Raw genomic sequence first — 26,128 nt, 5'->3', positions numbered from 1 at the left:
GTCGGCCGGGTCATTGGTTGGCGCCTTCGTCCGGCCGGTCCACGCGGCTTGTCGCCCAATCGATGCTTTCGATGCGGCGATCCGGTGTGCCCCTGAAGTTGTTCGCGACCAGCGCCGGGTCGGCCAGCGCGTCGATGGCGAAGGCCAGACCGTGACAGTCCATGCAGACCGGCCTGATCATCTTTTCATTGGGGCGAAGAGTGTCGCTCTGGTTGTGCGAAGTGGTGACCGCGCCGCGGCGCTCGGTCTTAGGCAGGTGGCAGGTGGCGCAACTCACGCCGCTGCCGGGTGCCGCGTTCCCGGACATTTCGGCCTGCCAGAGCGCATGGTGCGGGCTGCCCTCGTAGGCGGCGCTGTGATCGTCAGTGTGACAGGTCAGGCACGCTCCGGCGGCGGCGAAGGCAAGGTCCTGCTCGTGCGGTGCGTGGCAGGTCGCGCAGGTCAGCGATTGCCCGTGCGCTTCCGCCGCCATAGGGATACGGGCCTCGGCCGTGCCCATGGCGCCGGGCAAGTCCGGGTCCGCGATCCACGCCTCGACGGCGGCCACCAGCGCTTCGGGTGGATCCGACAGCCCCAGCCGCCCGAGCATCCGGTCCGCCTGGCGCGGTGGCGCTAGCTCGGGGTGGCGGCGCATCCCGTGGCGTCCTTCCGCGAAGGTCGCCGCCTGGGGGCGGTGACACTCCGTGCAGACGGCCTCGGCGGGATGGTCGGTCCAGTCCGCAGCCAACTGCGCGGGCGTTTCGGCTTTCGGTGCGTGACATCCGCCGCAGCCTACCTCGGCTGCCGCATGGGCCGAGGCGGCCCAATGCGCCTCGGCAAGCGGATCGCGGGCCCGCTCCGGTGCGTCGACGGCCGCAAGATAGGCCGCGATCTCCGCTCCGTCCGGGCGCGGGCGGGTGCGCGCCATCGCCTGCGCCGCATGCACCGGCGACGGGGCAAGCCAAGGCGCATCGGCATGCTTGACCAGGAAATCCTCATAGAGCGCCCGATTGTCGTGGAAGTTGTGGCAGCCGGCGCTGGCGCAGGTCTCGAAGGTCAGATCAGCATGGCTGGCGCGGTTCACGCGCACGTCCTGCTCGCCCTCCGAATGGCACGCGACGCAAAAGTCGCCCGGCAGCGTGACGAGTCCGGCGATCGTGATCTCGGGTTGGTGTTCCATGTGGCAAGAGGTGCAGAACCGCGCGTCGATCAGTTCCCAGTAAGCCGCCATGCGCGGGTTCTTGAACTTCTTGATCGGGTGGCTGTCGTCAGATGCTTTCAGCTCTTCCTTGTGGCAGGTCACGCAGGTCTTGTTGATGTCTTTCCGAACGGTGGCCTGCGAGGCGAAGCTGTCGGAGATGTGGCAGCTTTCGCAGGCCAGTTCGATCTGGTGGTGCACCCCGTGCGTGTCGCCGGGCAGGAAGGCGGTGCGGTCGCCCCCTATGTAAAGTCGGGCCAGCGCTGCGCTGGCCAGCAGAAGGCTGGCCGCGATCCAGATGATCCACAAAAGGCGCGTGCTCATGCCGGTGCCCTCGTCTCAGAATGCATAGGACGCAAGGACATGCAGCGCGATCAGCACCGGCAGCGGCCAGACGGCAAACACATGTAGCCAGACCGGCACGGTGCGGGGCGGCGTGCGGGCGCTGCCGATGCGCCGTGCGCGCAGGGCATGGTCCCCTCCGGTCGCAATCCCGGTGACGGCTCCGATCGCGAGCACAGCAAGGAACACCCAACCAAGTGCTCCGTTCCAGTTCGCGCCAAGGTTGAATCCCGTGTGCGCGAACAGCCCGGCAAGCGCCGCCGCGCCGATAAGCACATGCGCCAGCCGCCAGCCGTCGAACCCGCCCAGCCGGTCAATGACGCGTAGCCGCTTGCGCAGACCGATGGCAAAAGCGGCCAGCGTGATCCCCAAAAGGATGAAGCCGCTCCATTGCTTGACAATGTTGTCCTGCCACAACCAGACCCGCAGGCTTTCAGGGTCATAGGCGGCAGGCAGAGGGACATACCCGGCCAGTACCGGCAGTGCGGCGATCGCCAGCGCCAGTGCCGACAAGCCCAGCACCGGACGCCACAGTGGCACGGCGGCGGGCGGCGCCCCAGCGTCCAACATCTCGGCCAGCAGCGGCTTGCAGGTTCCGCAGACCGTTCCCGCTCCGCACCCGAGGCCGATGGCCTCCACGCTGCTCGCACCCGTGCCGATCACGCCGCGCACCTGTCCGTAGGTGACGCCGGTGCAGTTGCACAGCGTCGCAGCCGCGGGGCGATCGCAGCTGTCGATTTCAGCCTCGGGCCAGAGCGACCCGCTGCGCCGGAACCGGTGGATCATCCAGGGATAGACCGTCGCGCCGGCCTGCACCGCGTCCTGCACCCGGCTGGACTGCGCCCAGGCCCCGACAGACAGCGCCCCGGCGAGGCGGCCGCGTTCGACGAAGATCCGGCGATAGTCCGGCCCGTCACGCCAAGTATGGCTGCGGACGTTGGCGCGCACCTCCAGTTGTTCGATCTCGCCGGCGGAAAAGACATCGGCGCCGATCACCTTCAGCTTGGTCGCCGGCGCCACACCCGAAAAGCACGCCCGGCGCCCACCGATGGCGGCAGCCGCTGTTTCGGCCTGCAGGTAGCCGGGCCCGACCAGCCCGTAAAGCTGCCCGCCCGCCTGCGCGCATTCGCCAACGGCGAAGATGTCGGGATCGCTGGTGCGCATCGCTTCGTCCACAAGGATGCCGCGGTCAAAGGCAAGCCCGGCCTCCCGCGCCAGGCCGGTATTCGCACGCACACCGGTGCAGACGATTACCGTATCGCAGGCCACCCGGTCGCCATCAGCAAGCTCCAGTGCCTCGACGCGCACGCCGCCGGCGATGGTGCGGACCGCCACGCCGGTGCGCACCGCGACGCCAAGCGTGGCGATGCGGTCGGCCAGAAGCGCGCCGCCGACTTGATCCAGTTGGCGCGGCATGAGCCGACCCTCGTGTTCGATCACCGTGACCTCGCACTGACGCCGCCGCATCCCGCGTGCGGCCTCCAGCCCCAGAAGGCCGCCGCCGATCACTGCCACCCGCCGCGCCGAAAAAGACCGCGCCAGCAGCGCCGAGGCGTCCTCCGCCGTGCGGAACGTCATCACGCCCGGCAAGTTGGTGCCGGGAATGCCGGGCACGAAGGCATGAGAGCCGGTCGCCAGCACGAGCCGGTCATAGGGCCACAGCGCACCATCTGCCGTCACGACTTGTCGCGCATCGCGGTGGATGCCGACGACGCGGCGACCGAGGTGCAGCGCGACGCCAGAGGCGTCGCCCACCGGATGCGGCAGAATGATCTCGCCGAACTGCACGTCGCCGCTCAGCAACGGGGTCAGCCGCACGCGGTTGTAAGGGGGCATGGCCTGCTCGCTGAGTACGGTGACGGCGTGCCCGTCCTGCAGAAGCGTTTGTGCCGCGCGCATCCCTACCGGCCCACTACCCACCACGACAACGTTCAGCCCACGCGCGCACTGGGCTGCCGGGACCGCGTCGGCGGGCCTGTCCTGTCGAAGCTCCAGCGTTTCTGCGTGAACGGCCATTGTGACGCCTCTCGGCCCGGCATGTGCCGGGATATCGGGGGAGGAGCGCCGTTGCCCAGATGTGGTGAAGCCGCTTGGTGCGACGTGTGGCAGCCCACCGTTGGGCCACTGGTTAACGCTATGGGGGCGGAACGATTCCGTTCAACTGCTTGCGGCGATCTGGAACAGCTTGTCGCAGCCTGTGCCGCACAACCGCGCCGCGCGGCCCGAAAGCGTCGCATTTCTGTGCGATTTGCGAAATGTCCAGCGGGTCTTGGCGGCAATCGCGCCGCGCAAAGATAACTTGACCAGGCACGCCTTATCCCGTTGGCTTGACCCCAGCTGCACCGGCGGGAGGGATCAAGATGCGTAACGCAATTCTGGCGGCGGGCGCGGCCTGCCTTGCGCTGGCGGCACAGCCCGGCGCGGCGCAGGACGGGCGGCTCACCGTGGAGTTGAACAAGTTCGAGGACAGCGATACCGGCGGCTGCCGCGCCTTCTTCCTGTTCCGCAACCGCACCGGCACGGCGTTCGAGGGCTTCGAGGTTTCGCTGGCGATCCTCGATCAGGGCGGCGTGATCGACCGGCTGCTGACCATCGACGCGGCCCCGCTCCCCGCCGACCGCACGACGCTGAAGCTGTTCGAAATCCCCGAAACAGGATGCTCCGCGATTTCCGAGATCCTTTTGCACGACGTGACAAGCTGCAAGCCGCAGAACGCGGAAGAGGCGGATTGCTTCGCGGTGATGGATCTGGCCAGCCGCGCCTCCGCCCCGCTGGTGAAATAACCCGTGTCCGCGTTGCTGGACGTGATGCTGGCCGGCGGGCCGATCGTGATGATCCTCGCGCTCTTGTCGCTGGTGTCCCTGACCGTGATCGCGGCCAAGCTTCTGCAACTGTCCGGCGCCCTCTCCGGAGAGTCGGACCGCGAACGGGCCCTGCACCTGTGGTCCGAAGGCGACAGGACGGCGGCGCTGGCGGCGATGGAGCAGGGCCGAACGGCGGTGGACCGGTTGCTGCGGCAGGCGATGACCGGCCTGCGGTCCGGCCTGCCGCGCGCAGTGCTGGACGACGACCTCGAATGGCGTGGGAATGCCGAAATCGCCGTGTTGAACCGTAACATCCGGTTCCTGGAACTGACAGCGATGGTCAGCCCTCTTATGGGTCTTCTGGGCACCGTGCTGGGGATGATCCAGGCCTTCCGGGAACTGGCACTGGCCGAGGGTGCAGCCAACGCCTCGCTGCTGGCAGCGGGCATCTGGCAGGCGCTGCTTACGACGGCGGTGGGGCTGGTGGTTGCGATCCCGGCGGCCATCGCTGCGACGTTGCTGGCCGCGCGCGTGGAAACCGTCGCGCAGCGGATCGAGGCGACGGTGGGGCGACTCTTCGCGATCGAAGACCGGCTGGACTGATCAAGGCCCCAGCCTGGGGCGACGGGCAAGGGGGCCCGGGCCATGCAGATCACGCGCAGACATCGGCAAGGGGTGGTGGTGTCGCTGGTGGCGATGGTCGACGTGCTGATGATCATGCTGGTCTTCTTCATGGTCACATCCACCTATCTCGATCTCGACATGATCCCGGTGGCCGAGGCCGCGCCGGACGGGCCAGCTCAGGGAGGTGTCGCCGCGGTCGCCGATGCCGCTACGGCCGATGGGCCGCTGCTGATCCGCATCGGCGCGGACGGCCGCAGCGTGTTTCGCGGTGTGCCGCTGGAGCCGACCGCGCTGACCGAGATGCTGGCCGACGCGCGCGCGCAGGACCCCGCGCTCGAGGTGCTGGTGCTGCCGTCGGGCGCGGCGGATGTGCAGGCGCTGGTCTCGGCGATGGACGCGGTGACACGGGCCGGGGTCACACGGGTGCGCATCATCCGGCTGGAACCGCGTCCGTGAAGCTGGCCCGGCCACCCCGGCGCGGCGCGCCCGAAACCATCGTCGCACTGATCGACGTGGTGTTCTTCCTGCTGGTGTTTTTCTTGCTGGTCGGGCGGATGGACGCGACCGCCCCGTTCGAGGTAACGCCGCCCGTAGCGCTGACCGGCGCCGATCTGCCCGGCGGCGGGGCGACCGTCGCCATCGCCGCGGATGGGGCGCTGGCGCTGGATGGCGCCGCGCTTGACCGTGCGCCGCTGATGCGCGTGATTGCCGACCGGCTTGCCCGCGAACCAGACCTGCGGGTGCGGATCAACGCGCACGCGGCTGCGCCGCTCAGCGGTGTTCTGCCTCTCGCGGCCGAGATCGAGGCCCTGGGTGCAAGCGACATCGTTCTGGTCGTCACGCCCGGGCCGCCATGATGCGCGGCGCAGGCGCCTGGGGCCTGGCTGTGGCCGCGTCGATGGCGGCGCACGGGGTGCTGCTGGCCATTGTTGGCCTTGCGGTCGCGCCTGACATTGCACCGCAGCAGCCCGCCGCGCAGTCCCGGCTGAACGTCGCGGCCTACGCGGTGGACCGCGCCGAGGCAGCGGCGGCGGATCCGCGGGGCGAGAGGGCGCTTGAACCGGCTGCGCCGGGCAGTTCCATCGCCGGGGCCGCCGTGCCTGTGTCGCAGGTCCGTCCCGCCGCGCTTGCCGCGCCGCAAGCGGAGGCTCTGCGACCGTCGAGCGTGCCGGTGGCGGCAGACCCGCGCCTTGAAACGGTCCCTGCCGCTCCGCTGCCTGCGGCCGCAACCGTGCCACAGACCGGACGTTTGCCTTCCGCCTCGCGCCTTGCGCCGGTTGCCGCGGCGGCGGATGTGCTGATGGGCACCCTGCCCGCTGAGCTCCCCGGCGCCGCGCCCGTTTCTGCGGCCCGGATCTCAGACAAGGCAGCGGCAGTGGAAACTGCCCCCGAGACGGCTGCGCTTGCGCTTCCATCCGGTCCGGCGCTCGCGGCGCTCACTGCTCCGGGGGGGGCGCCGACGGGTGAGGTGCTGCCGCGTGCAGACGTGGCTCAAGCGCTGCCAAGCTTGGCCGATGCGCGGCTGGAGCCCGGGGATACCGCCGCTGCGCCTGCCCCAACCCGCGATCCGGCGGAGGCGGCGGCGGTCCTTCAGGCCGGTTTGGCGGCCGCGGTGCGGGTGGAGACCGCGGAACTGGCCCCGGCCGCCGCGCGCCCCTTGGCGGCCCCGGCCGGACGCGTGACCGCCGCCGCAGAGCAAAGCCAGCCCGCCACGTCGGCCGCCCCGCCAGCGGAGTCGCCGGCCGTTTCAAGCACCGGGGCGCTGGCGCTGCGCCTGCCGACCGTTCGCCCCGACCCTGCCCTTGCGGCGCAGCAGTCGCAGCCACCCGCCGTGGCCGCCCTGCAAGGCTTGGCGGAGGGCGAAGCGGCAAGCGGTCTGCCGCCCGCGGACATGGCGGTGCAGGCGCCGTCCGCAGCCCCGGCGACCGAGCATGTGACAGCCGCGCTTGCCTGGACAGGCGGCGGCAGTGACAGGGTGGACCCGGCCTCGCTCGCGGCCATCGGGGCGTTCATGCAGCCGGGCGATCTGGCTGCCAGCGACGCCAGCGCAGGCCACGTGCGAGACGGCATCGCCGGGCTTCTTGCCTCGGTGCCTTGCGCCCGGTTGCAGACAACCTTTCTGCCCGAAACCGGCCAATTGCAGATCAAGGGGCACATCCCCGAGGATGGTCTGCGCAAGCCGATTCTTGCCGCTTTGCAGGGGCAGGTCGGTGCGTCGATCCCTTTAGCGGACGACCTGCTGATCCTGCCACGGCCGACCTGTGGTGCGCTTGCAGGGATCGCGGCTGTGGGGCTGGCGCAATCCACGGAACAGGCACGCAACCCCCGCGTGGTGGGGCCAGACACCCATGCGCGGGTCTACCGCTTCGACGAGGGGGAGCGGCTGTTCTTTGATCTGACCGGGCCCGACTATCCGTCCTATTTCTATATCGATTACTTCGATGCCGACGGCAACGTGCTGCACCTTCAGCCCAACGAGATCGTGCCGCTGGAAGCGATCGGGGCGAAGCAGGACGTGACGGTGGGGCGCGGCGGTGACGGGCGCCCGGGACTGGAGATCACGGTAAGCCCGCCCTTCGGGGATGAGATCATGGTCGCCTTCGCCACGTCGCGGCCGCTCTATTCTGGGCTGCGCCCGCTGGTGGAACCGGCTGCGCCTTACCTCGACTTTCTGAAGGATCGGGTGGCGGCGGCCCGCGCGGCGGACCCAGCGTTCAAGGGCGAATGGGTTTACTTCTTCGTGCAGACCCGCCCGCGTTGAACCTGCCCGTGGCGCCCCGGCGTCCGATCATTGGCAGCCGCCTTCCGCCCAGTAGCGCAGATTGTGTTTAAACCCACCGCCCAACGGATGCGACTTGGCCAGCGCACCCGGCGCGGCTTCGGCAACGTAAGTGCCGGCCTGCGTGCAAAGCGCCTCACGGGTCCATTGATGACAGGTGGAACAGGTGGCGTCCTTCCAGATCGACTCTGGAAGCCCTTCGATCGGCGGGTAGGCGGGTGATCCGCGGATCAGCGCGGCAAGGCTTTCGCCGACGATGCCCGGCCCGCCGGTCTCCAGTGCGCCCTCGAAGGTTACGGGACCCGTCGGCGGCACGAGGCCTGGTTCCGCGTCGCGTGCGATCTGCAGGGCGCGGTCGCTGCCCGGCAGCGCCGCGATCACCGTACTTTGTTGCGCGTCCCTCTCCTTTTCCGCCAGAAGCGCCAGTTCGAAGCGGGCGAGTTCCGCATAAGTGCCATCGGGAAAGGTGTCGAGATAGGCCTGATAATCCACTGCGCTGCCTGACACGCGCGCTGTTTCGATCAGTGCGCGCTCAGCGTCGCTGGCGGGCGCGGCGGCGGGCGCGGGCGGTTCAGGGGGCGGCGCGGCGGCCTGCTGTGACGGCGACGGAGGCGAAAGTTCCGACACCATCAGCCCGTTGAGCATGTCGCGCGCCTGATCTGCGAAGTGGCTGTCCGGATAGGCGCGCAGAAACAGCAGCAGTTGTAGCGAATCGCGTGTGTCGCGCACGGCATTCCAGGCAAGGTCGATATCGTCGGGCGGTGCGGCAGCGGGTTCCGGAGCGGCTGGCACGAAGGTGAAATCGCCGGTCAGCGACGAGGCGTCCCATGGCACCTGCCGACCGCCCGTCCGGTCCAGCACGTCGATGCGCACGGTCTTGAAAAGCTGCTCGATCGGCAGGCCGGGCTGGGGGATGTGATCCAGTAGCGACCGGGTGAACGGGCTGTTGCCGTCCAGCCCGTCCAGCGCGACGGCGCCCGGCGCCGTAGAATAGGACAGGAAGGTGCCGGTCGGCGCGTTCATTTCCGCCAGTCCGTTATCATCCATGTCCGGGATCGCTTCGAACGGATTGTCGCGGCAGGCATCCAGGATGACGATGTTGGTCCTGTTCCGGGCGGAGTTCATCTGCCGCAGCACGGAATCGGCGGCCACCGCCACGAGGTCGAGATCGGCGGCGTTCTTCAACGCGGCCTCGACCGGCACGAGATAGTTGGTGCCGAAAGACTGCACGCCGTGCCCAGCGTAGTAGAACAAGCCTGTCGCGTCCCGCCCGGCGTCGCGCAGCGCACGTCCGAACCCTGCAATGCTGCTATTGAGCGTCGGCTGGTCAGCATCTAGCAGCAGCGTGACTGTGAACCCCGCCGCTTCGAGTGTCGCCGCCATATCGGCGGCATCGGTGACCGGATTGTCGAGCGGCGTGACATTGCGGTAGGCGCCGTTCCCGATCACAAGTGCGATGCGGTCAGTCGCGACGGCGGTGCTGGACCACAGCGCCGCCAGCAGGGCGAGGCAGAGTCCGAGGATGCGGGAGCGAAGTTCAGCCATCAGCCACCGTGAACTCGATGCGCCGGTTGCGTTTCTTGTTCTGCGCCGTGTCGTTGGGCACCAGAGGGCGGCTTTCGCCGTAGCCGATGCTGGTCAGGTTCGACGAGCCTACACCGTGCGACAGCAGATAGCCCACCACCGACGCGGCGCGCTGTTCGGAAAGCTGCTGGTTCGCCGCTGCGGGACCGTCCGAGTCGGTGTGCCCGGCGACGACGATGCGCAGGTCCGGGCAGCGCGCCACGATGTCCGCGATGCTGTCGAGCAGGAAAGCGCTTTGCGGGTCCAGCCGCGCGCTGCCGGAGGAGAAATTGATATTGTCGGTGCGCGACAGGATCTCGAACCGGCCCTTGCAGGCTTCGAGATCGAAATTCCCCTCAGGTTCCAGCGCAGCCTTGATCGGGACGGCAACGGCGGGCGCTGCGGCGACGGTGGCGCCGCCTGCGGGACTGTTTCGGGTGAACACGAAGTCGAAGGTCACGGTGGCCAGCGGCACGATCCTCACTCCCGCCGCTTCCTCCAGCTTGGCGATACCGCCATCGAGGTTGAAGGGCGCGGTCGCGACTGGCACCGGCGCGCTGGAGGCGACCGAAACCAGATCGTTGGTCAGCAGCGTTACCGCCACATCGCTGGTCATCTCTTGCGTCACTCCGTGCAAAGACAGGGTATACGTCAGCGGCACGCTCTTGCGCCGTACCTGCGGCAAATCTGCCAGGACCGCAGGGTCGATCCGGGCCGTGATCACCGCCTCAGGGTACTGGAACGTCTCGAAGAACAGGAACCGCATACGCACGTTGCGCAGATCGACCTTGGTGTCGACGGAATCGAGCAGCACGCGAACCGTCGCTGTTCCGTCTGGTTCGATCTCGCCGTTGAAGGTGGCGAAGGTGCTGGATTCCACCTTGGTGTCGTTCTTGACGGACTGGAACCGCAACGCGGAGGCATCGGGTTGCAGGCTCCAGCCGCTCGCGAACGCGTCCTGCGCGTTCAGGCGTGCGGCCGGGACCAGAAGCAGTATCATGAGCAGCACATATCCCAGCGTGGATGACGTCGATACGGCTGTCCGCGTGATGTTGCGCAGGATCGGTTTCACGGTCACCTCCCTCTCGGTGTCAAAATTGATGCTAGCATCTCGCCGGTTCCGACGGAATGTCTTTGTCTGAATGCCACGCGCAAGGCAGGGACTCCGTGCCTCACGACACGGCAAAGAAATTGCGATTTGGTGAAGCCTCGTTACAGTCTTCATACGCCGAAGGGGGTAAACTTGAAATGGAATTGCTCGACGACATCGACGTTCTGGAACGGGAATTCGACACTCTGGTCGCACATGTAACCCGGGATTGCGCCGAAATCGCGACCGAACTGGCCCGCCCCCTGCCCTGCGACAGCGCACGGATAATCGCCTGCCAGCGCCGGATCACCGGTTACGTGCGGGACGTCTCGGCGTTGCTGCCCAAGCTCAACATCGCGGAAAGCCGACTTGCGGCCGAAGCGCGCGCCCGCGCGGAGGCCGAGGGCGGTCGTCCGCTGCTGCCGCCGCGCTGGTACACGCTGCGTATGCGGGCCGACAGGCTTCGGTCGGACATGAACCAATGGCACGAGATCCAGGCCCTGATCGCGCAGCAGGCCCCGCCAACTCCGCAACCGTTGTACTGGGCCTCGGACGGTCGGCCTGCCGCCGCTGTCACCCAGGCAGATGTGAGCGACACGCTGTTCAATAGCTTGCACAAGCTTCTGAACCCGCAAAGTCAGGACGCCGCCGCCTATGATCATGGGTGTTACCCCGATATCGGGCTGTCCAACAGCGTGTTTCTGGAACATGCCCATGCGGCCTACCGCGCCTTCCTGGCGCAGCGTCGGCGCCACGGCGCGCGGTTTCTCGACGTAGGGTGCGGGGCCGGCCTGAAGGTCGTGTCGGCGGTGGAGTTTTTCGAACGCGCCGACGGGATCGAGTTCGATGTGGGCTATGCCGACACCGCGAAGGCGCTTTTCGACGCGATGGGTCTGGGGCAGTGCCATGTAATGCAGGCCGACGCCCTGACCTTCGAGGCTTACGGCGACTATGACGTGATCTATTTCTATCGCCCGATGCGGGACGAGGCCGCGATGCGCGCGCTGGAGGCCCGAATTGTGGAGCAGGCGCGCCCCGGAACGCTTCTGATCGCGGCCTATGGCGGGTTCGCCGCGCGCCACGCCGATCTGGGCTGCGGGCGCCTTGACGGGCATGTCTATGTTGCCGGTGCAAACGAGGCGCAGGCCAACGAGCTGCGCAACGCTGCGGAGCATATCGGCGTGTCCGTGCGGCGCCGGGAAACGAAGTTGCAGGGCCTGTGGGAGCCGCTGCTGGCCGCGTCTCACGCGAATGGGTATGGGATCCGCAGGGTTACGCCGATACGTGTGTGATCCGGCCGCGCGCCGCCTCGCTTGGCGCGGCGCGCGGCCGATCCCGGTCAGAATTGGTAGCCGAAGTTCAAACGTCCGCCCTGGAAGCCGTTGTTTCCGACGGTATAGGTGAAGCCGATCCGGATCGCATCCCAGGTCAGCCCGTTGCGCGATTGCTGCGTGCCGAACGACACCGCGATGTCGGTATAGTTGTCGATATAGACCGCGTCGCCGAAGATCTGGGTGTTCACGACGGAAGCTTCCCATGTCGTGTCGGCCCCGAACAGCTTGTAGGCCAGCGGCCCGGACACTCCGATACCGTTCCGTGTGACCGAGTTCTGCAGATCGTAGTCGACGTCGAAATCGTCAACGGTGTCACTCAGGCCGGTGGTGCTGATGTAGGACAGCATGTTGCCGATATTGACTTCGGTCTGGCCGACATTGAACCGGTAGGACGACGACAGGCTGCCCGAATAGAGCGCGGCAAGCGATCCCAGGTCAACCGATCCGGTCGCCCCTGCGCGGACCATCGGCGTCAGCGTCCAGCGCGTCGTGATCGGTACGCGCATCCCGATTCCCAGCGAAGCGGCCGCGGATTGCGAGCCGTTGGTTTCGACATAGGTCAGCGGCAGGTCGATGATAAGCGCATAGCGCGGGTCTGACAGCGGCCGCACGAAGGTCAGAGGCAGGTCCACCGTGGTGATGTCGTTGCCGTCGACCGAGAACCGGCCGAGACGAGCGCCCAGACCGTACACGTTGCGTCGCCCCTCGCCGCCTCCGGCGCCGCTTGATGCCTGAAACGAGTTGCCAGCCCCCAGCCCGGTACCGACCGAGAAGTCCGATGCGATCATGGTGGATTGCAGCGACGCCGGGTTGCCCGCCACCGGGTCGGTCCCGGTCTCCTCGACGAAGTAGTTCAGGATGCGGCTGAGGAGCCCTTCCTGGTCGGTCTCAAGAAAGTTTTCCAGCGCTTCTTCGTTCTGGGCGCGGGTCGCGCCAGCGTTGAAGGCGCGGCTGAAGCCCAGTTCGGGCACGGTATAGACAAGTCCCGGCCCGCTGTCGGGATAGACGACCGTCATCGGCAGGCCCCGGAAGTTCAGCCCGACGGTGGCCGGGGTCGTGTCGGTGTAGTTCGGGTTCAGGCTTTCCAGCCCGGTCGAGGACAGGCCCAGATCCACGAAGTCCTCGAGTGTCCGTGTGGAGTTGGTGGACGTCACGCCGTTGGCGGTGACGCTGATCACGAAGCTGTCGGCTGCATGTGCCGCGAATGGTACCATCAGCGCGGCTGTCACTGCGCCGGCCCGGATGAAGCTGCTCATGGTCTTCGGTTTGCCGTCGGTGCTGCTCTTGAACATCGTTCCAATCCCCTGTCAGGCTCTTGATGTCTGCGTTGCGCGCGGCGGGTTCAGAGCCTGCGCGCGGTAGATCATTCAGCGTAATGGCTTTTTGTGATTATGATTAACGCCGCGTTAGATATTAGCAAGACGGTTCGAAAGCCGACGCGCGTCGGCCACGGCCTTGCGATAGTTTTCCAGCCGCGCGGCATCGCTTGCGCCGGTCGGCACGGAAGCCAGGGTCGCCCGCACATCGGCGTCGAGATCGGCCGGGATCGGCTTGCCGGCCGCCGCCGCCTCGGAGCGCCGCGCGATGATCTCGCGTTGCAGAGCGGCGTATTCGGCCTCAAGACCGGACAATTCTGCGGTCAGTTGCGCCTGCCGCTCCTGTTCTGTCTGCACGGCTGCGGTGCGTTCCGCGATGCGGTCATCATAGGTGCCGCCGGACAAGCCGGACACACCGGACAGAAAGCCACCATCGGCAGGGTTCTCGGAAACTGTGCAGGCGGCGAGAAGCAGACTCAGCCCCGTTGCCGTCGCGCGGGTCGGAATTGCGATGGTCAGTCCTCCTCAAGGAAATCGGTGAGCCAAGCGTAGGAGCCATCCGGCGCACGCGACATTATGTCGAGCTGGCGCAGGAAGGTGCGCGCGTCGTCCAGAACGCGGCTTGGTACCTCGGTGCCGCCACGGGTAGCGCCGTGGCGCGGCACGAGGTCCATGGAGATGATCTCCATAAAGCTGGCTTCGGTGGTGTTGATCAGATCGTGGTAATAGCTGCGGCTGGCATCCAGCCTTTCTGCCACGGCGTCGCGCTGCGCGGTCATGGCGGCGACGTTCGCCGCGATCTCGGCGATCACCGGTTGCGCGGCGGGGTCGCTGCCGAATTGCGCGACGGCGCGGTCCAGATCGGCTTCGGCAAGGTCAAGGTTCTCCTCCATCGCAAGAAATGCCTGAAGATCCTTGCGCAGAACGCCCGCGGTGTAGGTGCCCAGGAATACGGCCATCTGCGCACCCTCCTCCACCAGCCGGTCGACGGTGCCGCTGCTGCCGCGCTTGGTCGCCTGCCAGTCGGCGAAAGCCTGAGCGAGATAGCTGCCTGCGATGTCAGACGTGTTCCGTGTGGCAGAGGCATAGCCCAGCAATTCCAGCGATGCGGCGACCGCAGGGGTGTCGTCCAGCGCGGCGAACAGGTCGCCCTGCGGCGCGGGACCGGTGCCGGTCAGCGCCTCGATCCGGCTTTGCGCGATCTGCGCGAACAGGCCGTCCGGGTAGCGTTCGAGGTACCGTCCCAGCGCTGCGACGCTGCCCGAACGTTCGGCGCTTTGCCATGCCTGAACCTCGTCGTCGACATAGCTCGGCCGAGTGCCGGGCACGAGGTAATGTTCGCCCAGCACGGACTCTTCCACCCAGGGGATCTGAAGCCCACGCGTCTCGCGCACCACTTCCTGCCGGACCCGCCCGAACATGATCCGCACGTCGATGCCGGGAGTTTCCAGATGCTCCAGCATGGCTTCGGTGAAGGTGCTGTTGCTGCCTACCCCGTCCAGCGCCACATTGCCCGGATCAGTGGAATAGGCGATCAGCGTGCCCACCGTGCCCGAGGATTGCGCGAGGCCGCCCCGCGCTATGCCGGTTTCCACCAGCGGGTTGTTGCGGCAGGCATCTAGGATAATAATTGACAGATCAGCGCGCGCCGTGTCCACCGCCGTGCGGATCTCGCTCAGCGTGACGCTGGCTTCGGTGACTGCGCGTTGCGTCAGCGCGTCCAGTTCCACCCCGATCAGGTAGTTTTCGGCGGCGACCTGCACCCCATGACCGGCATAGAAAACCAGCGCCATCTCGGCCCCTTCCGCCTCACGCGAGAAACGGTCGAGTGCGTCGCGCATCTCGGGGCGGGTGGAATCCCGGCTCACGATCACGTCGAAGCCGATCCGCGACAGGCTGCCCGCCAGCGCGTCCACGTCGTTGATCGGGTTGGCCAGTTCCAGTTCGGGCTTGGCATAGCCCGCATTCCCGATCAGCAGCGCAACGCGGTCGGCAGCGAAGAGCGGACCGGCAAGCCCGGCGCAGAATACCAGCACGATCGGGATCAGACGCATGGGCCTCGCCTCCGGGCAGTGAACGGAATTGCGCGTTTGTGGACACAGTGTTGCATCTTCGCTAGCGTGCTGCCTAGGGTTTTCGGCGCGGGCCGCGCGGATTTGGGAGATCGGGTCATGATATCGCTTCGCGCAACCTGCGGCACCTTCGCGGTGGCGGTTTTCCTCGGCCTTTCGGGCTGCGGCGACGAACTGGTCACCTACACTCCGGAAACCCCCGCCGAGCGCGAACTGCGCGAAAGCCGCGAGGCTTTGCAGCGCACGGTCGGCGAAGGCGGCCTTGCCGGTGCCGGCGCCGGCGCGTTGATCGGTGCGGCCGCCGGCGGGGTTCAGGGCGCATTCTCGGGCGCGCAGATCGGCCGCCTGGGCGGGGCCGCGGCGGGCGGTTATGTCAAGCAGCTTCAGGAACGTTATGCCAGCGAGGAACAGGTGCTTGATGCGGTGGTGGCCGACCTGCGCACGACCAATGCGCGCATGGATGACAGCATCCGCGCAATGCGCGCTGCGCTGGCCGAGCGGCAGACCGGCACCGCCGAGGCGGCGGTGCGCGACGAACGACTTAAAGCTGAGGTTGACGACACGCTGACCGTCGCCCGCCAACAAGAGGAGTTCTTCGCTAGCACCCGGTCGCTCCTGATCAGCGACGGGATGGGTACCGGGGCCAGCATCGACCCGGAACTGGCCCGCCTGAGAGAGCGCGTGGCAAGCATGCAATCGATTTCCAATACACTTGCGGGGATCTGAATGCGGCCGCCTGGCGATCGCATTGGGCCTGTCAGATCTTACCCTCGGCACGCCACTGTTCCAGCATCTCGCGGCTGATCTCGAAGTGCATGGAATCCTCGCGGGTGAACCCTGCGCCCCAGATCCAGCCCTCCTCTCGGAAGAAATCGGCCAGGATCGTCAGGCCAAGCTGGGTCTTGCCGTCGCCCAGCGTATCAAGCTGCCCGTCGATGTTAAGATCGACGGCGAGACCGAAGGAATGGCTCGATACCCGGCCCTGCGTACCCCGGATCTGCCGCACGCACAGCGACCCGGCGGTGTTGATCCGGTCGTAAAGGTCCTGATCGGCTGCGCGGACATTTTCCAGCACCCGCCCCAGACTGTCGAGCGCAGGTTGTAGCATGCGCACCCTGACCGGTCCGACCTGCTCTACCCTTAGCAGAGACTTCAGCTGCGGATTGGTCATTTCCTCGCAACTGTCGCTGAGCGTCTCGCGCGGACTGCCGAGGAACTCCTTCAGGAAGCCGGGCGTGGCCACCTGTAGGCCTTCGTTGATCGACCGACGCTGCGCGATCAGCACGACCTGCGCGTAGGTGTCTATGATGGCGTTCGGCCCGTGGTTGATGGCGCGGTTGTCACCCGGCGCAACGGATTGCGGCACGGGTCGGGCGGCAAGCCCGCGCACTTGGTCGCGCAATGCGCCAACCTCGTCCTGAAGTGTCTCGATCTGCTTGCGCAGTACCTCGATCTCGATCCGCGCGGCGCTGTCCACCGCGGCGCCACCACTGCGGCCCGGGGACGTTGCGAACCCGTCGGCGTCCTGTCCGGTGCCTTGCAGCACAAACCACACGAGCCCCGCGGCAAGCAGCGCGATGGCGGCGATGATGGCGGCGATAATGGCGCGCACGGGCGTTGATCTCCGGTAACTGATACTGAACACACAGCGTGCTTTGGTGATGGCGGCAAGTCAATCTGTGCGCGGTGCCTCAGGATACAGACCTGTGCAACGGTGTTGTGAAGAATTAGGTGATCTTGTAGTATTCCGGCAGGTTTGACCGGGAAAGGGCGAGGAATGATGAAACGGCTTTCTGTTCTACTGGTCTGCCTCTGCGCTTTGGCCCCGGCGGCCCATGCGCAAGGCGCCGATGGCGCGACCATGACCGAGGAGCAGATCCTCGAAAGGTTCAACAAACAAAAGACCCGCGGCCTGTCGATCGCGCCCGTTTCGGGCGGCGCGGCCCAGGCGGCGGCACCCGCCGCGACTGCCGACACCACGGTGACCGCCGACAGCGGCACGCGCGTCGGCTTCGACACGCTGCCACCCGAGGAACAGGTGAACATTAACATCTCGTTCGACTTCGACAGCGCCGCGCTGCGCGAGGACCAGAAGCCGAAGCTGGCGACGCTGTGCAAGGTCATGACGCAGATCGACGTTCAGGTATTCCGCATTCTCGGCCATACGGATGCCTCCGGATCCGAAGCCTACAACGAACGTCTGTCGCGCTTGCGTGCCGAAGAAGTGAAGCGTTTCCTTGTGTCCGACTGCGGCATCGCCGCGGAGCGGCTTCAAGCGGTGGGTGTCGGCGAGCGCGCCCCGATCGTGCCGGAAGATCCGAATGCGGACGCGAACCGCCGGGTCGAGTTCCAGGTGCTCGGCTGACCGTGGCACGCTCGCGCGCGCCGCATCGCCCCCCCGCCGCTCCCCGGACCGGGACCAGCGCGGCATGAGCGCTGCCACCTTCAAGATCGGCGATCTTCTGAACAACACCTACCGGATCGAGGCGGTCTTGGGGCGCGGCGGCACGTCCGAGGTATACCAGGCCCGCAGCGAGATTTCCGGCAATCGCGTCGCGCTCAAGGTTCTGCGCGCGGAGTATTCCCGCGACGAGGGGTTCCTGAACCTCATGACGCGGGAGGAGGACATCCGCGAGATCCGACACGACGCGATCGTGCGCTACTATCACAACCAGCGTAACGCGAATGGCGACGTGTTCCTCGTGATGGATTACGTGGACGGTCCGGGCTTGGACAAGAAGATGAAGTCGGGCGGCATGTCCGCGTCGGACCTTATGGTCGTGGCGGAACGCGTGGCCGAGGGTCTGAAGGCCGCCCATGCGAAGCTGATCGTCCACCGCGACCTATCGCCGGACAACATCATCCTGCGCAACGGCAGCCCGTCCGAGGCCGTGATCATCGATTTCGGCATCGCCAAGGACAGCAATCCAGGCGCCGAGACCGTGGTCGGCAACGAATTCGCCGGCAAGTATGCTTATGCGGCCCCCGAACAGTTGAGTGGCAAGAGCGATGCGCGCTCTGACCTCTACGCGCTCGGGGCGTTGCTGCTTGCGACCTTCCGCGGCAAGGCGCCCGACATCGGGAACAACCCGCTCGAAGTGATCGAGAAGAAAGGCCTGCCGCTGGACACGTCGGGCGTGCCTGAACCGCTGAGGACCGTGATCGACCGCATGACAGTGCCCGACCCGGACCGCCGCCTGCAGGATGCCGATGCACTTCTGGTGCTGATCCGGGGTGGTGCCGCGCCCGGCGGGCAGGCTGATCTGGACGAGGCGACTGTGATCGCGCCGCGCGCGCCCTCGGACGCACCCCGCCCTTCTCCGACCGTGGCCTCCGCCGGGACCGATGCCGGAGCGGGTCGGTCCTCGCGGCGCGGCGGGATTTTCGCGGCACTTGGTGCTGCGGGGCTTTTGGCGGCTGCGGGCGGGGCCTATCTCGGCGGTGTGCTCGACCCGTTCCTTACTCCGGGCCTGCCTCTCGCTGAACCGTTCCGCATCGTGATGGAGCGGCCAGTCACCGGCGCGATCTACGGAAGGGGGCATGTCCCCTCCGAAGAGGCGGCGCAGACGCTCGGCCAGCAGATCCTCGCGATGGACGGGACCACCGATTTCACGCTGGCGCGCGGCAACATCGTGGATAACTGGGGTGTCGCGGTGACCGATATCCTCGAAGCAGTGGCAACATTGCCAGAATGGCGGATCGAGGTCGTGAACAACGATGTCCGGGTCGAGGGGCTGACTTTCGACAAGTCGGAACACGACACGATTGGCCGGTCGCTGGGGCTTGTCGCGTCGGTGTCGGGTATGGAAATGGATGCGGCGATCGAACTCGGTCCACGTATCCTTGTGCCGTCGGCGCTCGATCCGATCCTGAAGGCCTACCAGGATTGCGGCGACCTGCGGCTCGTGGACCCGCCCGCGCTTGGTTATTCCAATGCGGATCTGATCCGCGTGGAGGGGTGGCTGGCCTCGGAGGGCGCCAAGGCCGGGCTGGCCGACGCGATCGAACGCATCTCGGGCCACCGGGAAGTGGCGATTGACGCGCAGGTGCTGAACCAGACGCTGTGCCTGTTCGAGTCCGTGCTCCCGTCCGCGCCGCCGGGCGGTTTCGACATCCGCTTCATGGATGGGGAAACCGGTGCGGCGGTGCCAGACGGCATCTTCAGTGTCGGCCAAAACCCCGTGATCGACCTCGTGATCCCTGCCGGTGTGACGGACGGCTACCTGTTCGTGTCCGCGCTTGACGTGTCGGGAAAGGTGTTCCACCTGATGCCGAACGTGAACCGTCCCGGCAATGACGTGGCCGCGCTGCGCGACGGGCGCGACGGGCCAGTCACCATCCGGCTGGCTCATACACTGGCCGAGGCGGCCGACTCGGGTGGCAAGAAGCTGGCCTTCGTGGTGGACGAAACTGCGCTGGGGAAGACCCAGGTTCTGGTGATCCACGCCGACGAGCCGTTCCTCGACGGGATGCGCCCCACCACCGAGTCTGCCATGAGCTATGCAGAGGCGCTTGGCGCCCGCAGCGGGAAGGTCGGTTCGCTCGATACACGGCTGTTGACGACGACGCTGCCCTGACAGGGTCTTGCCCGTCGCACTGGGCAGGGCCTAGAGCACGTCCAAAACGATGATCGAGATGTTGTCTTTGCCGCCGCCATCGAGCGCGATCTGAAGCAGACGGTCGGTGACCGTCTCGATCGGCGCCGCCTTGAGCGTCTGGCGCAGCGTCTCGAAGCCTGCGTATTTGTTCAGCCCGTCCGAGCACAGCAGAAAGCGGTCGCCGGGACGGGTCTGACCGCGGATCTTCTCAAGTCCCGGCACCTCGCCCACGCCGACCGCGTGGGTGATCGCATTGGATTGCGGGTGCATCTCGGCCTCGTCCCAAGTCATGCGTCCGGCCTTCACGAATTCCGCAACGACGGAATGGTCCGATGTCAGCAGGTCGATCGCCCCGTCGCGGTAGAGATAGAGGCGACTGTCCCCCGCCCAGAACGCGACGAAATGGCCATCGGCCACCATGAGGGCGACAACGGCGGCGCCAATGGTGACGCCGCCCTGGCGTGCGGCCTCGTCGAGGATGGCGTCATGCGCGGTCTGGATCGCGTCGCGCAGGCTGCGCATCCGGTCGCCGGGCGACAGGTCCTGTGGCAGCGCGGCGACCCGTTCCACGATGGTCTGGCTGGCGAAGTCTCCCGCCGCGTGGCCACCCATGCCGTCCGCTACTACCCAGATGCCTTGGTCCGGGAGGGCGAGGATGCTGTCCTCGTTGATCTTGCGCACGCGCCCCACATGGGTCACCGCATTGTACCGGATGCCCGTCATGCATGGATCCTTTCGCTTCGCGGGACGCCGCGCCACGGCTCGGCCTGAAGGTCGAAAAGGCCCGCCACCTGCCCGGCGCCGGGAAGACCGTCGGTCAGCAGCAGCCGCGTGTCGCCGTCCAGCACTGCCGTCCAGACCGACGGTGTGCGGAAGCGGGCGGCGGCCTCGTGGGCAGCCAGTGCGTGACAGGGATCGCTGTCATCCTGCAGGGCGACAGCAAGAAAACCTAACCCTGCGGCGCAGTTGGGCGCGGCGGGCATAGGCGGCGGGCGCAGCGCGCGCACCTGTTCGGTCAGGCGCGCCGGTGTCATCGTATCTTCCAGCGCGTCCAGCGCGATATGCTCCAGCACGTCAAAGCAGCCGGCGGCGGCCATATGCGCCTGTACGGCGGACCGGCCTGCCGGCAGCAGCGTCGCCAGTGTCAGCGGAAACTGCCGCCCGACACGGTCCACCGACGGCATCAAGATGCCCTGCGCGCCGGTTGGCCCGGCCAGCCCGGCGGTCAGTGTGAAGCGCCAGATCGGCGCGGTGGTATAGCAGCCCCTCCAGCGCGGGCCGAGTGCGGCGCGCGCCTGCGTCAGGCTTTCCTGCACCCACCGGTCCCACGGCGCAATGAAGCTCTGCGGCATGTCGAACCTGAGAAAATCCCCCAGCGCGGGGATTTTCCCGAAGGCGCCGAACCCGGTCATCCCTAGAAGGTTTCGGGGCAGCTGAAGGCCGTCAGCGCCGGGAGGGCAAAGGGGTTGAGGACCGATCCGGCCTGCATCTGGAAGATCGCGATCCGCCCTCCGATGTTGAATATGATGCGCTTTCGGTCCGAAGCGCTGGTATCGCGGATTTCGGCCGCATCAAGCAACCGGAACAGGCCCCAAGGGCCATCGCGGTTCAGCGTGCTTTCCGATCCGGCGCGCGGCGGCAGGAACGTCACCCGCGCAAGCCCGACGGTGCCTGGCCAGGTCACGGCGGTCGGTCGCGGCTGGCCGTCGGTGTTCTGGAAGGCAATCGTCTGCCCGTCGATTTCCAGGATGATCGCCTCGGCTCCGGGATCGAGCGCTTCGGGAGTGATCTGGAACTGCACACCCGCCGCCGGGCCACCGGCAAAGAATGCATCGCGGATCTCGGCCGCGTACTGGAACTGTTGAAGCACCGACGCCGAGATACCAAGGTCGCCACCTCCCGCCGTTTTCCACGACCACGGCCGCGTGCGGATATCCACGTATTCGGCAAGGTTCTGGGTGAAGAACGAGTCGATCAGGCCGCCAGGTCCGAACAGGCGGGTAAAATCCGCCAGCGAGATGTCGGCGGCGGCGCGCCGGTCGAACGGATAGGCGTTGCCGGTTGCCTGGCTGCACATCGGCAAAACACCCGATTGCCATTGCGCGTTCAGCCCGGCGCGGGTGGTGTCGGCGGTGATGCCCGACGATCCCAGGGCGATCTGCTGCGCCCAGCGTTGCATCGGCCCCGGCAGGCGCGCGGCGTCCGCCTGAAACTGTGCCAGCGCCGAGACTTCGGTCGACGGTGTGCCCAGCCCGCCAGCGAAGTTCAGCTTGTTCAGTTCCTGGTAGACCAGCGTCAGCGACTGCATCATCAGGTCGAGTTGCGAAGGCTGGCCGTCCTGGCTTGCAACCAGTTCGTGCAGCCAGGCGAACCTGTCCTCCACGTATTCTCCGGGCTGATCGGGCACTTCGCCGCTTCCACCCCCGGCTGCGTTCATGGTGCGCAGCAGTTTGGTTGCGGCGGGGCTGAGCTTTGGTTTGATCTTCAGCGTCTTGGCGGCCAGCTTGCCGGCGGCTGCGGCCTGATCTCCGCTCACGCCGCCCTCGGCGGTTTCCTCTTCGGGCACGCGGGTCAACTGGGTTTCCTGCGACACCGCAGTCAGTATGTTGACGATCGGCGATGTCGGTCCCGACAACACGTTGGTGACCTCCACCGCGTGGCTCAGCGAGACCAAAGGGATGATGTCCAGTTCGGCCAGCAGCTTGTCGTATTGCGCGATGAAGTCGTTGTAATAAAGGTCAAGCACATCACGGCTGAGCGCGGCCAGCGCCGCGTCGGTCTGTTCGATGGCGTTCTGTTCGCCCAGCACCCAGGCATCGCGCTGGATGCGTTCGGCGACGCTCAGGGCTTCGGCAAGGAAGACGCCGTTGAAGCCGTCATAGGTGTAGATGCCGGGTATGCCCTCGTTCAGAGGCGCGTTGGTGGATCGAACGAAGGCGCGCGACAGCGACGGGCCGCCGACATCGGTCAGCCGGAACTGGGGCAGATCGGTCGCCGCGTTGCTGTTGATGATCCCGTTGTAGACCCGCTGCGCCTGCGGCATCCGCGCCAGCACGGTCTGCACCTGTGTGACGAGGTCGTTGTTCAATGTGATCTGGTCCATGGGCTGGCTAAGCATCGCGGCAAGATGGTCTGACAGCGCCGCCCGCAAGTCCGCCCTTTGCGGGCCTGGGTAGGCCAGCAGCCAGTCCACTTCCATCCACTGGGTGACAAGCTCGGCATTCATCGGTCCGATCAGCCCGAGCATGAGATAGACCTTGAGCGCCTCGTACAGCAGGTCCGGGTTGTTGATGTTGCTCTGCATCTGCTCTTCAAGGCGCAGCAGAAGCCGGGGCAGCAGGTATTCATTGAGCGCGGCCCGGTAGGCCTGTTCGGCCTGAGTGCCGATCACCTGCCCCTGATACAGCCCCCAGCCAAGTCCGGCGGGGGCGGGTACCGCGCCGTCCACCGGGTTCACCGGAAGGGCGCGCAGCAGGTCCAATGCGGGCACAATGGACGGAAGGTCCGTGTCGCCTACCGGGCTGGGCGGGATCAGCGCAGCGGCCTGTTCGTAGCGGGCGGTCTGGTCGGCCACGTTGGCAATCAACTGGGTGTTGCCCATGTAGCTTCGGGTCCAGGCGGTGCCCATTCCCGCCGCGATCAGCAGCGTGGCGGCGATCGCGCCCCGCTTGGCCCAGCGATAGCGCCGCTCGACGCGGTCGTCGGCCGAAACCAGCCCGGATTCGCGGAACACGACCCGGTCGAACAGATGCGTGAGGAAATAAGACCGGCCAGACCCGCTGCCCGACCCGATGGCCTGCCGCCCGATGCCGAAGGTGCGCGCCATGCCCATCATCAGCCGATCGATCGGAGAGCCCTCCTGCGTGCCGGAGGTAAAATAGACCCCGCGCAGTAGTGGCGCATGATCGAGGCGGCTTTCCTGGAAGAGTTCGGTCAGGAAGTCGTGTGCGACCTGCCTGACCGACGCGACCTGCGCCGGGAAACCCGCGATCAAGCTGCGTTTCTGCGCGTCGCTCTCGGCCTGCATGCGGTCCAGCGATTGCGCGTTCAGCCGGTCCAGCAGCGCGCCGTATTCCGTGTCGAACCCGGCCAGCGGTCCGCCACTGTCCTTGGCGGGCTTCAAGGGGAAGGTGAAGCCCCAGACCTGGCCGCGCGCTTCTTTGCCGAGTGGGTCGAAAAACTCGATGAAGCCGGCCAGAAGGTCGGCCTTGGTGAACAGCACATAGACCGGGAATCGCACGCCCAGCTTTTCTTGCAGTTCCGACAGGCGGCGGCGGATCGCTGCGGCGTGGTTGCGCTGTGTCTGTTCGTCCTGCATTGACAGGTCGGACAGGCTGATCGCCACGATCGCCCCGTTGATAGGCTGGCGCTTGCGGTACTTCTTGAGGATGCCGAGGAACCCGAGCCACGCGGCATTGTCCGCCTCGCTGTCACTTTCATGGGTGGTATAGCGCCCGGCAGTGTCGACCAGCACGGCATTGTCGGTAAACCACCAGTCGCAGTTGCGCGTGCCGCCGACCCCGCCCACGGCGGCCTTGCCCATGTCACCGGCCAGGGGGAACTGCAGACCGGAATTGACGATCGCCGTGGTCTTGCCCGCGCCGGGCGGACCGATGATGACGTACCAAGGCAGTTCGTACAGGTGCCCGCGCCCGGCCTTGGACTTGCGCAGAGTGACCATCGCAGCGCGCAGCTTGCCACGCATCTCGTCCAGTTCGGCCTTCAGGACGCCATCATCAGGCCCGGCGGTATCGGCGGCGGTGACGATCTCTTCGGTGAGGGCTGCGTCGCGCTTGCGACTGGTCAGCAGCAGGATCAGCACGATGATCAGCGCGACGATCCAAAGAATGCCCAGCCCGACCAGTCGGCCCGCTACGCTTTCCAGCGGGCGCGCATCGCCGATCCCGAGAAAGCCGCCAAGGAACCAGATGCACAGCGACAGCGACAGCGCTACGATCATGGTGATGCCGATGGAAGATCCCAGTGCCCTCAAGACCTTGCCCATCACTGCACATCCTTCCGCACGAGAACGATCTCGATCCGCCGGTTCGCGGCGCGCCCCTCTGCCGTGTCGTTCGACATCACGGGTTCCTTGTCGGCGCGTCCCTCGGCCTTCAGGCGCGACGGGTCGTCCAGTTTCCCGGCGAGGAAGCTCTTGACCGACTCAGCCCGTGCCAGCGACAGCGCCAGGTTGTTGGGAAACTTGGCCGACCGGATCGGCACGTTGTCCGAGTGGCCGGCCACGATCACCGGCCCGCCGGTTTCATTCAGCGCGTCGGCGACTCGCGACAGGGGTGTTTCGAACGCGGTTTGCAGCACGGCGGAGCCGGACCCGAACATGCCCGCGCCGGTCAGGCGAACAGTGATCGTGTTGGCGTTCTGGAAGACTTTCACGATGCCGTCGTTGATCTCGACGTTCAGGAAGCCGGCGACCTGCTTCAGCTGCGCTTCCTCGTCCACGGTGGGCACTGGCACGACGGGCGGCGCGCGGCGTTCCAGTTCGACGGCGCCGGGTCGGTCGAGCGCCGCCAGCCGGTCGGTCAGGTCCGCCGTGTTCGACGACAGCGCATATGAGAGACCCACAAAGCCGCTGCCCAACAGCACCGCCGCGATCGATACCGCCAGCCAGACGGGGCGCCAGGCCGACAGCGGCTTGTGCGGACGTTCCACCCCCTGCCAATGCGGCGAGAGGTCGGCTTCGACCGCGCCCCGCTGCGCTCGGATGATGCCCGCCAGCCCGGCGCGCACCTGCGCATGCCTGTCGCGCCCGCCCTGTTCGACGCGCAGCCGCCCCTCGAAGCCGAGTGAAAGGCACATGAACAGGAATTCGAGAAGGTCGATATTCGTGGCCGGGTCCTGCTCCAGCCGCGCCAGCAGGTCATAGAAACGGTCGCCGCCCACTGTCTCGCGGTGAAAGGTGCCGACCATGGACTGGGTCGACCAGCTGGACGCCTCGCCCCACGGCGTGTTCAGCACAACGTCGTCCAGCGTCGCGCAGATCGCATAACGGGCTACCTTTACCGACCGTTCGTCGATGCGGGCCTGCATGGCACGGCTTTCGAAGGCGCGGATCTCGCCGACGACCGACCGGCGCAGCGCGTCGGGGTCGGGATGCTGCGCGCGGTTGCGGATTCGGCTGACCAATGCGAACAGCGTCGCTGCCGCGGCGTTCAGCGGGTTCATGCCGGTCATGCCGCCGACGATCGCCGCCTCGGCAACGCCGCCGCCTGCGCCCGCTATGCCCGCCGTCTGTGCAGATCCGCCGCTTGGAGCTGGGGCCGCCGCAACCGCGCGCGGTGCGACGCCGGGGCCCACGGGAAGCGACGCCGGGGTCGCGACGCCGGGTCGCCGACCGCCGGGATTGGGCCGGATCACGGTCTTTTCGCCGTCCTCGGGTTCGGCAAACGGGTCTTCGTCGGACATGGACCT

Annotated in this window: 21 protein-coding genes; 9 read left to right on the top strand and 12 right to left on the bottom strand. The window is 66.8% G+C overall.

Annotated features, from left to right (window positions below):
• Positions 1–10 precede the first annotated feature (10 nt).
• Positions 11–1,501: a cytochrome c3 family protein gene (locus DKT77_RS18775; protein WP_109813183.1), complete on the bottom strand. Its 1,491-nt coding sequence runs from the start codon at positions 1,499–1,501 to the stop codon at positions 11–13.
• Positions 1,502–1,516: 15 nt separating this feature from the next.
• Complete coding sequence (locus tag DKT77_RS18770) at positions 1,517–3,535, bottom strand: FAD-dependent oxidoreductase (protein ID WP_109813182.1); 2,019 nt, start codon at positions 3,533–3,535, stop codon at positions 1,517–1,519.
• Positions 3,536–3,879: 344 nt separating this feature from the next.
• Here DKT77_RS18770 and DKT77_RS18765 point away from each other — a divergent pair, with 344 nt between their 5' ends.
• From DKT77_RS18765 to DKT77_RS18745, 5 genes are read left to right on the top strand one after another with little or no spacing between them, the layout of a single operon-like run.
• The gene (locus DKT77_RS18765) at positions 3,880–4,302 is read left to right on the top strand and encodes a hypothetical protein (protein ID WP_109813181.1); all 423 of its coding nucleotides are present in this window, start codon (positions 3,880–3,882) and stop codon (positions 4,300–4,302) included.
• Between the two features lie 3 nt (positions 4,303–4,305).
• Positions 4,306–4,926, top strand: coding sequence for a MotA/TolQ/ExbB proton channel family protein (locus DKT77_RS18760; RefSeq protein ID WP_109813180.1), 621 nt, complete (start codon positions 4,306–4,308; stop codon positions 4,924–4,926).
• Positions 4,927–4,968: 42 nt separating this feature from the next.
• On the top strand, positions 4,969–5,403 hold the full coding sequence (locus tag DKT77_RS18755; RefSeq protein WP_109813179.1) for an ExbD/TolR family protein: 435 nt from the start codon (positions 4,969–4,971) through the stop codon (positions 5,401–5,403).
• On the top strand, positions 5,400–5,804 hold the full coding sequence (locus DKT77_RS18750) for an ExbD/TolR family protein (RefSeq protein WP_109813178.1): 405 nt from the start codon (positions 5,400–5,402) through the stop codon (positions 5,802–5,804). The genes DKT77_RS18755 and DKT77_RS18750 overlap by 4 nt, the downstream gene beginning before the upstream one ends.
• On the top strand, positions 5,801–7,708 hold the full coding sequence (locus DKT77_RS18745) for a DUF4384 domain-containing protein (RefSeq protein WP_146205042.1): 1,908 nt from the start codon (positions 5,801–5,803) through the stop codon (positions 7,706–7,708). The genes DKT77_RS18750 and DKT77_RS18745 overlap by 4 nt, the downstream gene beginning before the upstream one ends.
• A gap of 27 nt (positions 7,709–7,735) precedes the next feature.
• Here DKT77_RS18745 and DKT77_RS18740 read toward each other — a convergent pair whose 3' ends face one another.
• Together DKT77_RS18740 and DKT77_RS18735 are read right to left on the bottom strand one after the other, a co-directional pair.
• Positions 7,736–9,271, bottom strand: a complete 1,536-nt coding sequence (locus DKT77_RS18740) for a caspase family protein (RefSeq protein ID WP_109813176.1) — start codon at positions 9,269–9,271, stop codon at positions 7,736–7,738.
• Positions 9,264–10,361 carry an OmpA family protein gene (locus DKT77_RS18735; RefSeq protein WP_238548016.1) on the bottom strand — a complete coding sequence of 366 codons (1,098 nt, stop codon included), beginning with the start codon at positions 10,359–10,361 and terminating at the stop codon, positions 9,264–9,266. Before DKT77_RS18735 ends, DKT77_RS18740 begins: the two co-directional genes overlap by 8 nt.
• A gap of 176 nt (positions 10,362–10,537) precedes the next feature.
• On the opposite strand from DKT77_RS18735, the gene DKT77_RS18730 reads away from it, so the two are divergent.
• Positions 10,538–11,671 (top strand): class I SAM-dependent methyltransferase, encoded by a 1,134-nt coding sequence (locus DKT77_RS18730; RefSeq protein WP_238548015.1) that lies wholly within the window; start codon positions 10,538–10,540, stop codon positions 11,669–11,671.
• A 47-nt stretch (positions 11,672–11,718) separates the two neighbouring features.
• On the opposite strand, the gene DKT77_RS18725 is transcribed toward DKT77_RS18730, so the two are convergent.
• The 3 genes from DKT77_RS18725 to DKT77_RS18715 form a co-directional block, all read right to left on the bottom strand.
• The gene (locus tag DKT77_RS18725; protein WP_109813174.1) at positions 11,719–13,005 is read right to left on the bottom strand and encodes a hypothetical protein; all 1,287 of its coding nucleotides are present in this window, start codon (positions 13,003–13,005) and stop codon (positions 11,719–11,721) included.
• Positions 13,006–13,119: 114 nt separating this feature from the next.
• Entirely contained in the window at positions 13,120–13,434 is a 315-nt protein-coding gene (locus tag DKT77_RS18720; RefSeq protein ID WP_109813173.1) for a hypothetical protein, read from the bottom strand.
• 110 nt (positions 13,435–13,544) lie between these two features.
• Positions 13,545–15,083: a caspase family protein gene (locus tag DKT77_RS18715; protein ID WP_109813172.1), complete on the bottom strand. Its 1,539-nt coding sequence runs from the start codon at positions 15,081–15,083 to the stop codon at positions 13,545–13,547.
• A 117-nt stretch (positions 15,084–15,200) separates the two neighbouring features.
• Here DKT77_RS18715 and DKT77_RS18710 point away from each other — a divergent pair, with 117 nt between their 5' ends.
• The gene (locus DKT77_RS18710; RefSeq protein WP_109813171.1) at positions 15,201–15,827 is read left to right on the top strand and encodes a hypothetical protein; all 627 of its coding nucleotides are present in this window, start codon (positions 15,201–15,203) and stop codon (positions 15,825–15,827) included.
• 31 nt (positions 15,828–15,858) lie between these two features.
• On the opposite strand, the gene DKT77_RS18705 is transcribed toward DKT77_RS18710, so the two are convergent.
• Positions 15,859–16,713 carry a M15 family metallopeptidase gene (locus DKT77_RS18705; RefSeq protein ID WP_109813170.1) on the bottom strand — a complete coding sequence of 285 codons (855 nt, stop codon included), beginning with the start codon at positions 16,711–16,713 and terminating at the stop codon, positions 15,859–15,861.
• Between the two features lie 168 nt (positions 16,714–16,881).
• Here DKT77_RS18705 and DKT77_RS18700 point away from each other — a divergent pair, with 168 nt between their 5' ends.
• Together DKT77_RS18700 and DKT77_RS18695 are read left to right on the top strand one after the other, a co-directional pair.
• Entirely contained in the window at positions 16,882–17,466 is a 585-nt protein-coding gene (locus DKT77_RS18700; RefSeq protein WP_109813201.1) for an OmpA family protein, read from the top strand.
• Positions 17,467–17,530: 64 nt separating this feature from the next.
• Positions 17,531–19,678, top strand: coding sequence for a serine/threonine protein kinase (locus DKT77_RS18695; protein WP_109813169.1), 2,148 nt, complete (start codon positions 17,531–17,533; stop codon positions 19,676–19,678).
• 30 nt (positions 19,679–19,708) lie between these two features.
• Here the strand turns inward: DKT77_RS18695 and DKT77_RS18690 are convergent, their stop codons facing one another.
• Genes DKT77_RS18690 through icmH form a run of 4 tightly spaced genes read right to left on the bottom strand, consistent with a single transcriptional unit; the run spans position 19,709 to position 26,122 of the window.
• The gene (locus tag DKT77_RS18690; RefSeq protein WP_109813168.1) at positions 19,709–20,422 is read right to left on the bottom strand and encodes a PP2C family protein-serine/threonine phosphatase; all 714 of its coding nucleotides are present in this window, start codon (positions 20,420–20,422) and stop codon (positions 19,709–19,711) included.
• The gene (gene tagF / locus DKT77_RS18685) at positions 20,419–21,111 is read right to left on the bottom strand and encodes a type VI secretion system-associated protein TagF (RefSeq protein WP_109813167.1); all 693 of its coding nucleotides are present in this window, start codon (positions 21,109–21,111) and stop codon (positions 20,419–20,421) included. Before tagF ends, DKT77_RS18690 begins: the two co-directional genes overlap by 4 nt.
• A 2-nt stretch (positions 21,112–21,113) precedes the next feature.
• Positions 21,114–24,704, bottom strand: a complete 3,591-nt coding sequence (tssM, locus tag DKT77_RS18680; RefSeq protein ID WP_109813166.1) for a type VI secretion system membrane subunit TssM — start codon at positions 24,702–24,704, stop codon at positions 21,114–21,116.
• Positions 24,704–26,122 carry a type IVB secretion system protein IcmH/DotU gene (icmH, locus tag DKT77_RS18675; RefSeq protein WP_109813165.1) on the bottom strand — a complete coding sequence of 473 codons (1,419 nt, stop codon included), beginning with the start codon at positions 26,120–26,122 and terminating at the stop codon, positions 24,704–24,706. The genes tssM and icmH overlap by 1 nt, the downstream gene beginning before the upstream one ends.
• Positions 26,123–26,128 lie beyond the last annotated feature (6 nt).

It is taken from the genome of Meridianimarinicoccus roseus (genome assembly GCF_003172915.1).
GTDB classification, from domain to species: Bacteria; Pseudomonadota; Alphaproteobacteria; order Rhodobacterales; family Rhodobacteraceae; genus Meridianimarinicoccus; species Meridianimarinicoccus roseus.
The sequence above is the reverse complement of the archived record's forward strand: the minus strand, read 5'-3'. Positions and strand labels throughout refer to the sequence as shown.

Bases quoted from the DNA above. Each gene is read 5' to 3' on its own strand.
- DKT77_RS18775 (WP_109813183.1), bottom strand. From the start codon at position 1,501: ATGAGCACGCGCCTTTTGTGGATCATCTGGATCGCGGCCAGCCTTCTG.
- DKT77_RS18770 (WP_109813182.1), bottom strand. From the start codon at position 3,535: ATGGCCGTTCACGCAGAAACGCTGGAGCTTCGACAGGACAGGCCCGCC.
- DKT77_RS18765 (WP_109813181.1), top strand. From the start codon at position 3,880: ATGCGTAACGCAATTCTGGCGGCGGGCGCGGCCTGCCTTGCGCTGGCG.
- DKT77_RS18755 (WP_109813179.1), top strand. From the start codon at position 4,969: ATGCAGATCACGCGCAGACATCGGCAAGGGGTGGTGGTGTCGCTGGTG.
- DKT77_RS18745 (WP_146205042.1), top strand. From the start codon at position 5,801: ATGATGCGCGGCGCAGGCGCCTGGGGCCTGGCTGTGGCCGCGTCGATG.
- DKT77_RS18740 (WP_109813176.1), bottom strand. From the start codon at position 9,271: ATGGCTGAACTTCGCTCCCGCATCCTCGGACTCTGCCTCGCCCTGCTG.
- DKT77_RS18730 (WP_238548015.1), top strand. From the start codon at position 10,538: ATGGAATTGCTCGACGACATCGACGTTCTGGAACGGGAATTCGACACT.
- DKT77_RS18725 (WP_109813174.1), bottom strand. From the start codon at position 13,005: ATGTTCAAGAGCAGCACCGACGGCAAACCGAAGACCATGAGCAGCTTC.
- DKT77_RS18715 (WP_109813172.1), bottom strand. From the start codon at position 15,083: ATGCGTCTGATCCCGATCGTGCTGGTATTCTGCGCCGGGCTTGCCGGT.
- DKT77_RS18710 (WP_109813171.1), top strand. From the start codon at position 15,201: ATGATATCGCTTCGCGCAACCTGCGGCACCTTCGCGGTGGCGGTTTTC.
- DKT77_RS18700 (WP_109813201.1), top strand. From the start codon at position 16,882: ATGAAACGGCTTTCTGTTCTACTGGTCTGCCTCTGCGCTTTGGCCCCG.
- DKT77_RS18695 (WP_109813169.1), top strand. From the start codon at position 17,531: ATGAGCGCTGCCACCTTCAAGATCGGCGATCTTCTGAACAACACCTAC.
- DKT77_RS18690 (WP_109813168.1), bottom strand. From the start codon at position 20,422: ATGACGGGCATCCGGTACAATGCGGTGACCCATGTGGGGCGCGTGCGC.
- tagF (WP_109813167.1), bottom strand. From the start codon at position 21,111: ATGACCGGGTTCGGCGCCTTCGGGAAAATCCCCGCGCTGGGGGATTTT.
- tssM (WP_109813166.1), bottom strand. From the start codon at position 24,704: ATGGGCAAGGTCTTGAGGGCACTGGGATCTTCCATCGGCATCACCATG.
- icmH (WP_109813165.1), bottom strand. From the start codon at position 26,122: ATGTCCGACGAAGACCCGTTTGCCGAACCCGAGGACGGCGAAAAGACC.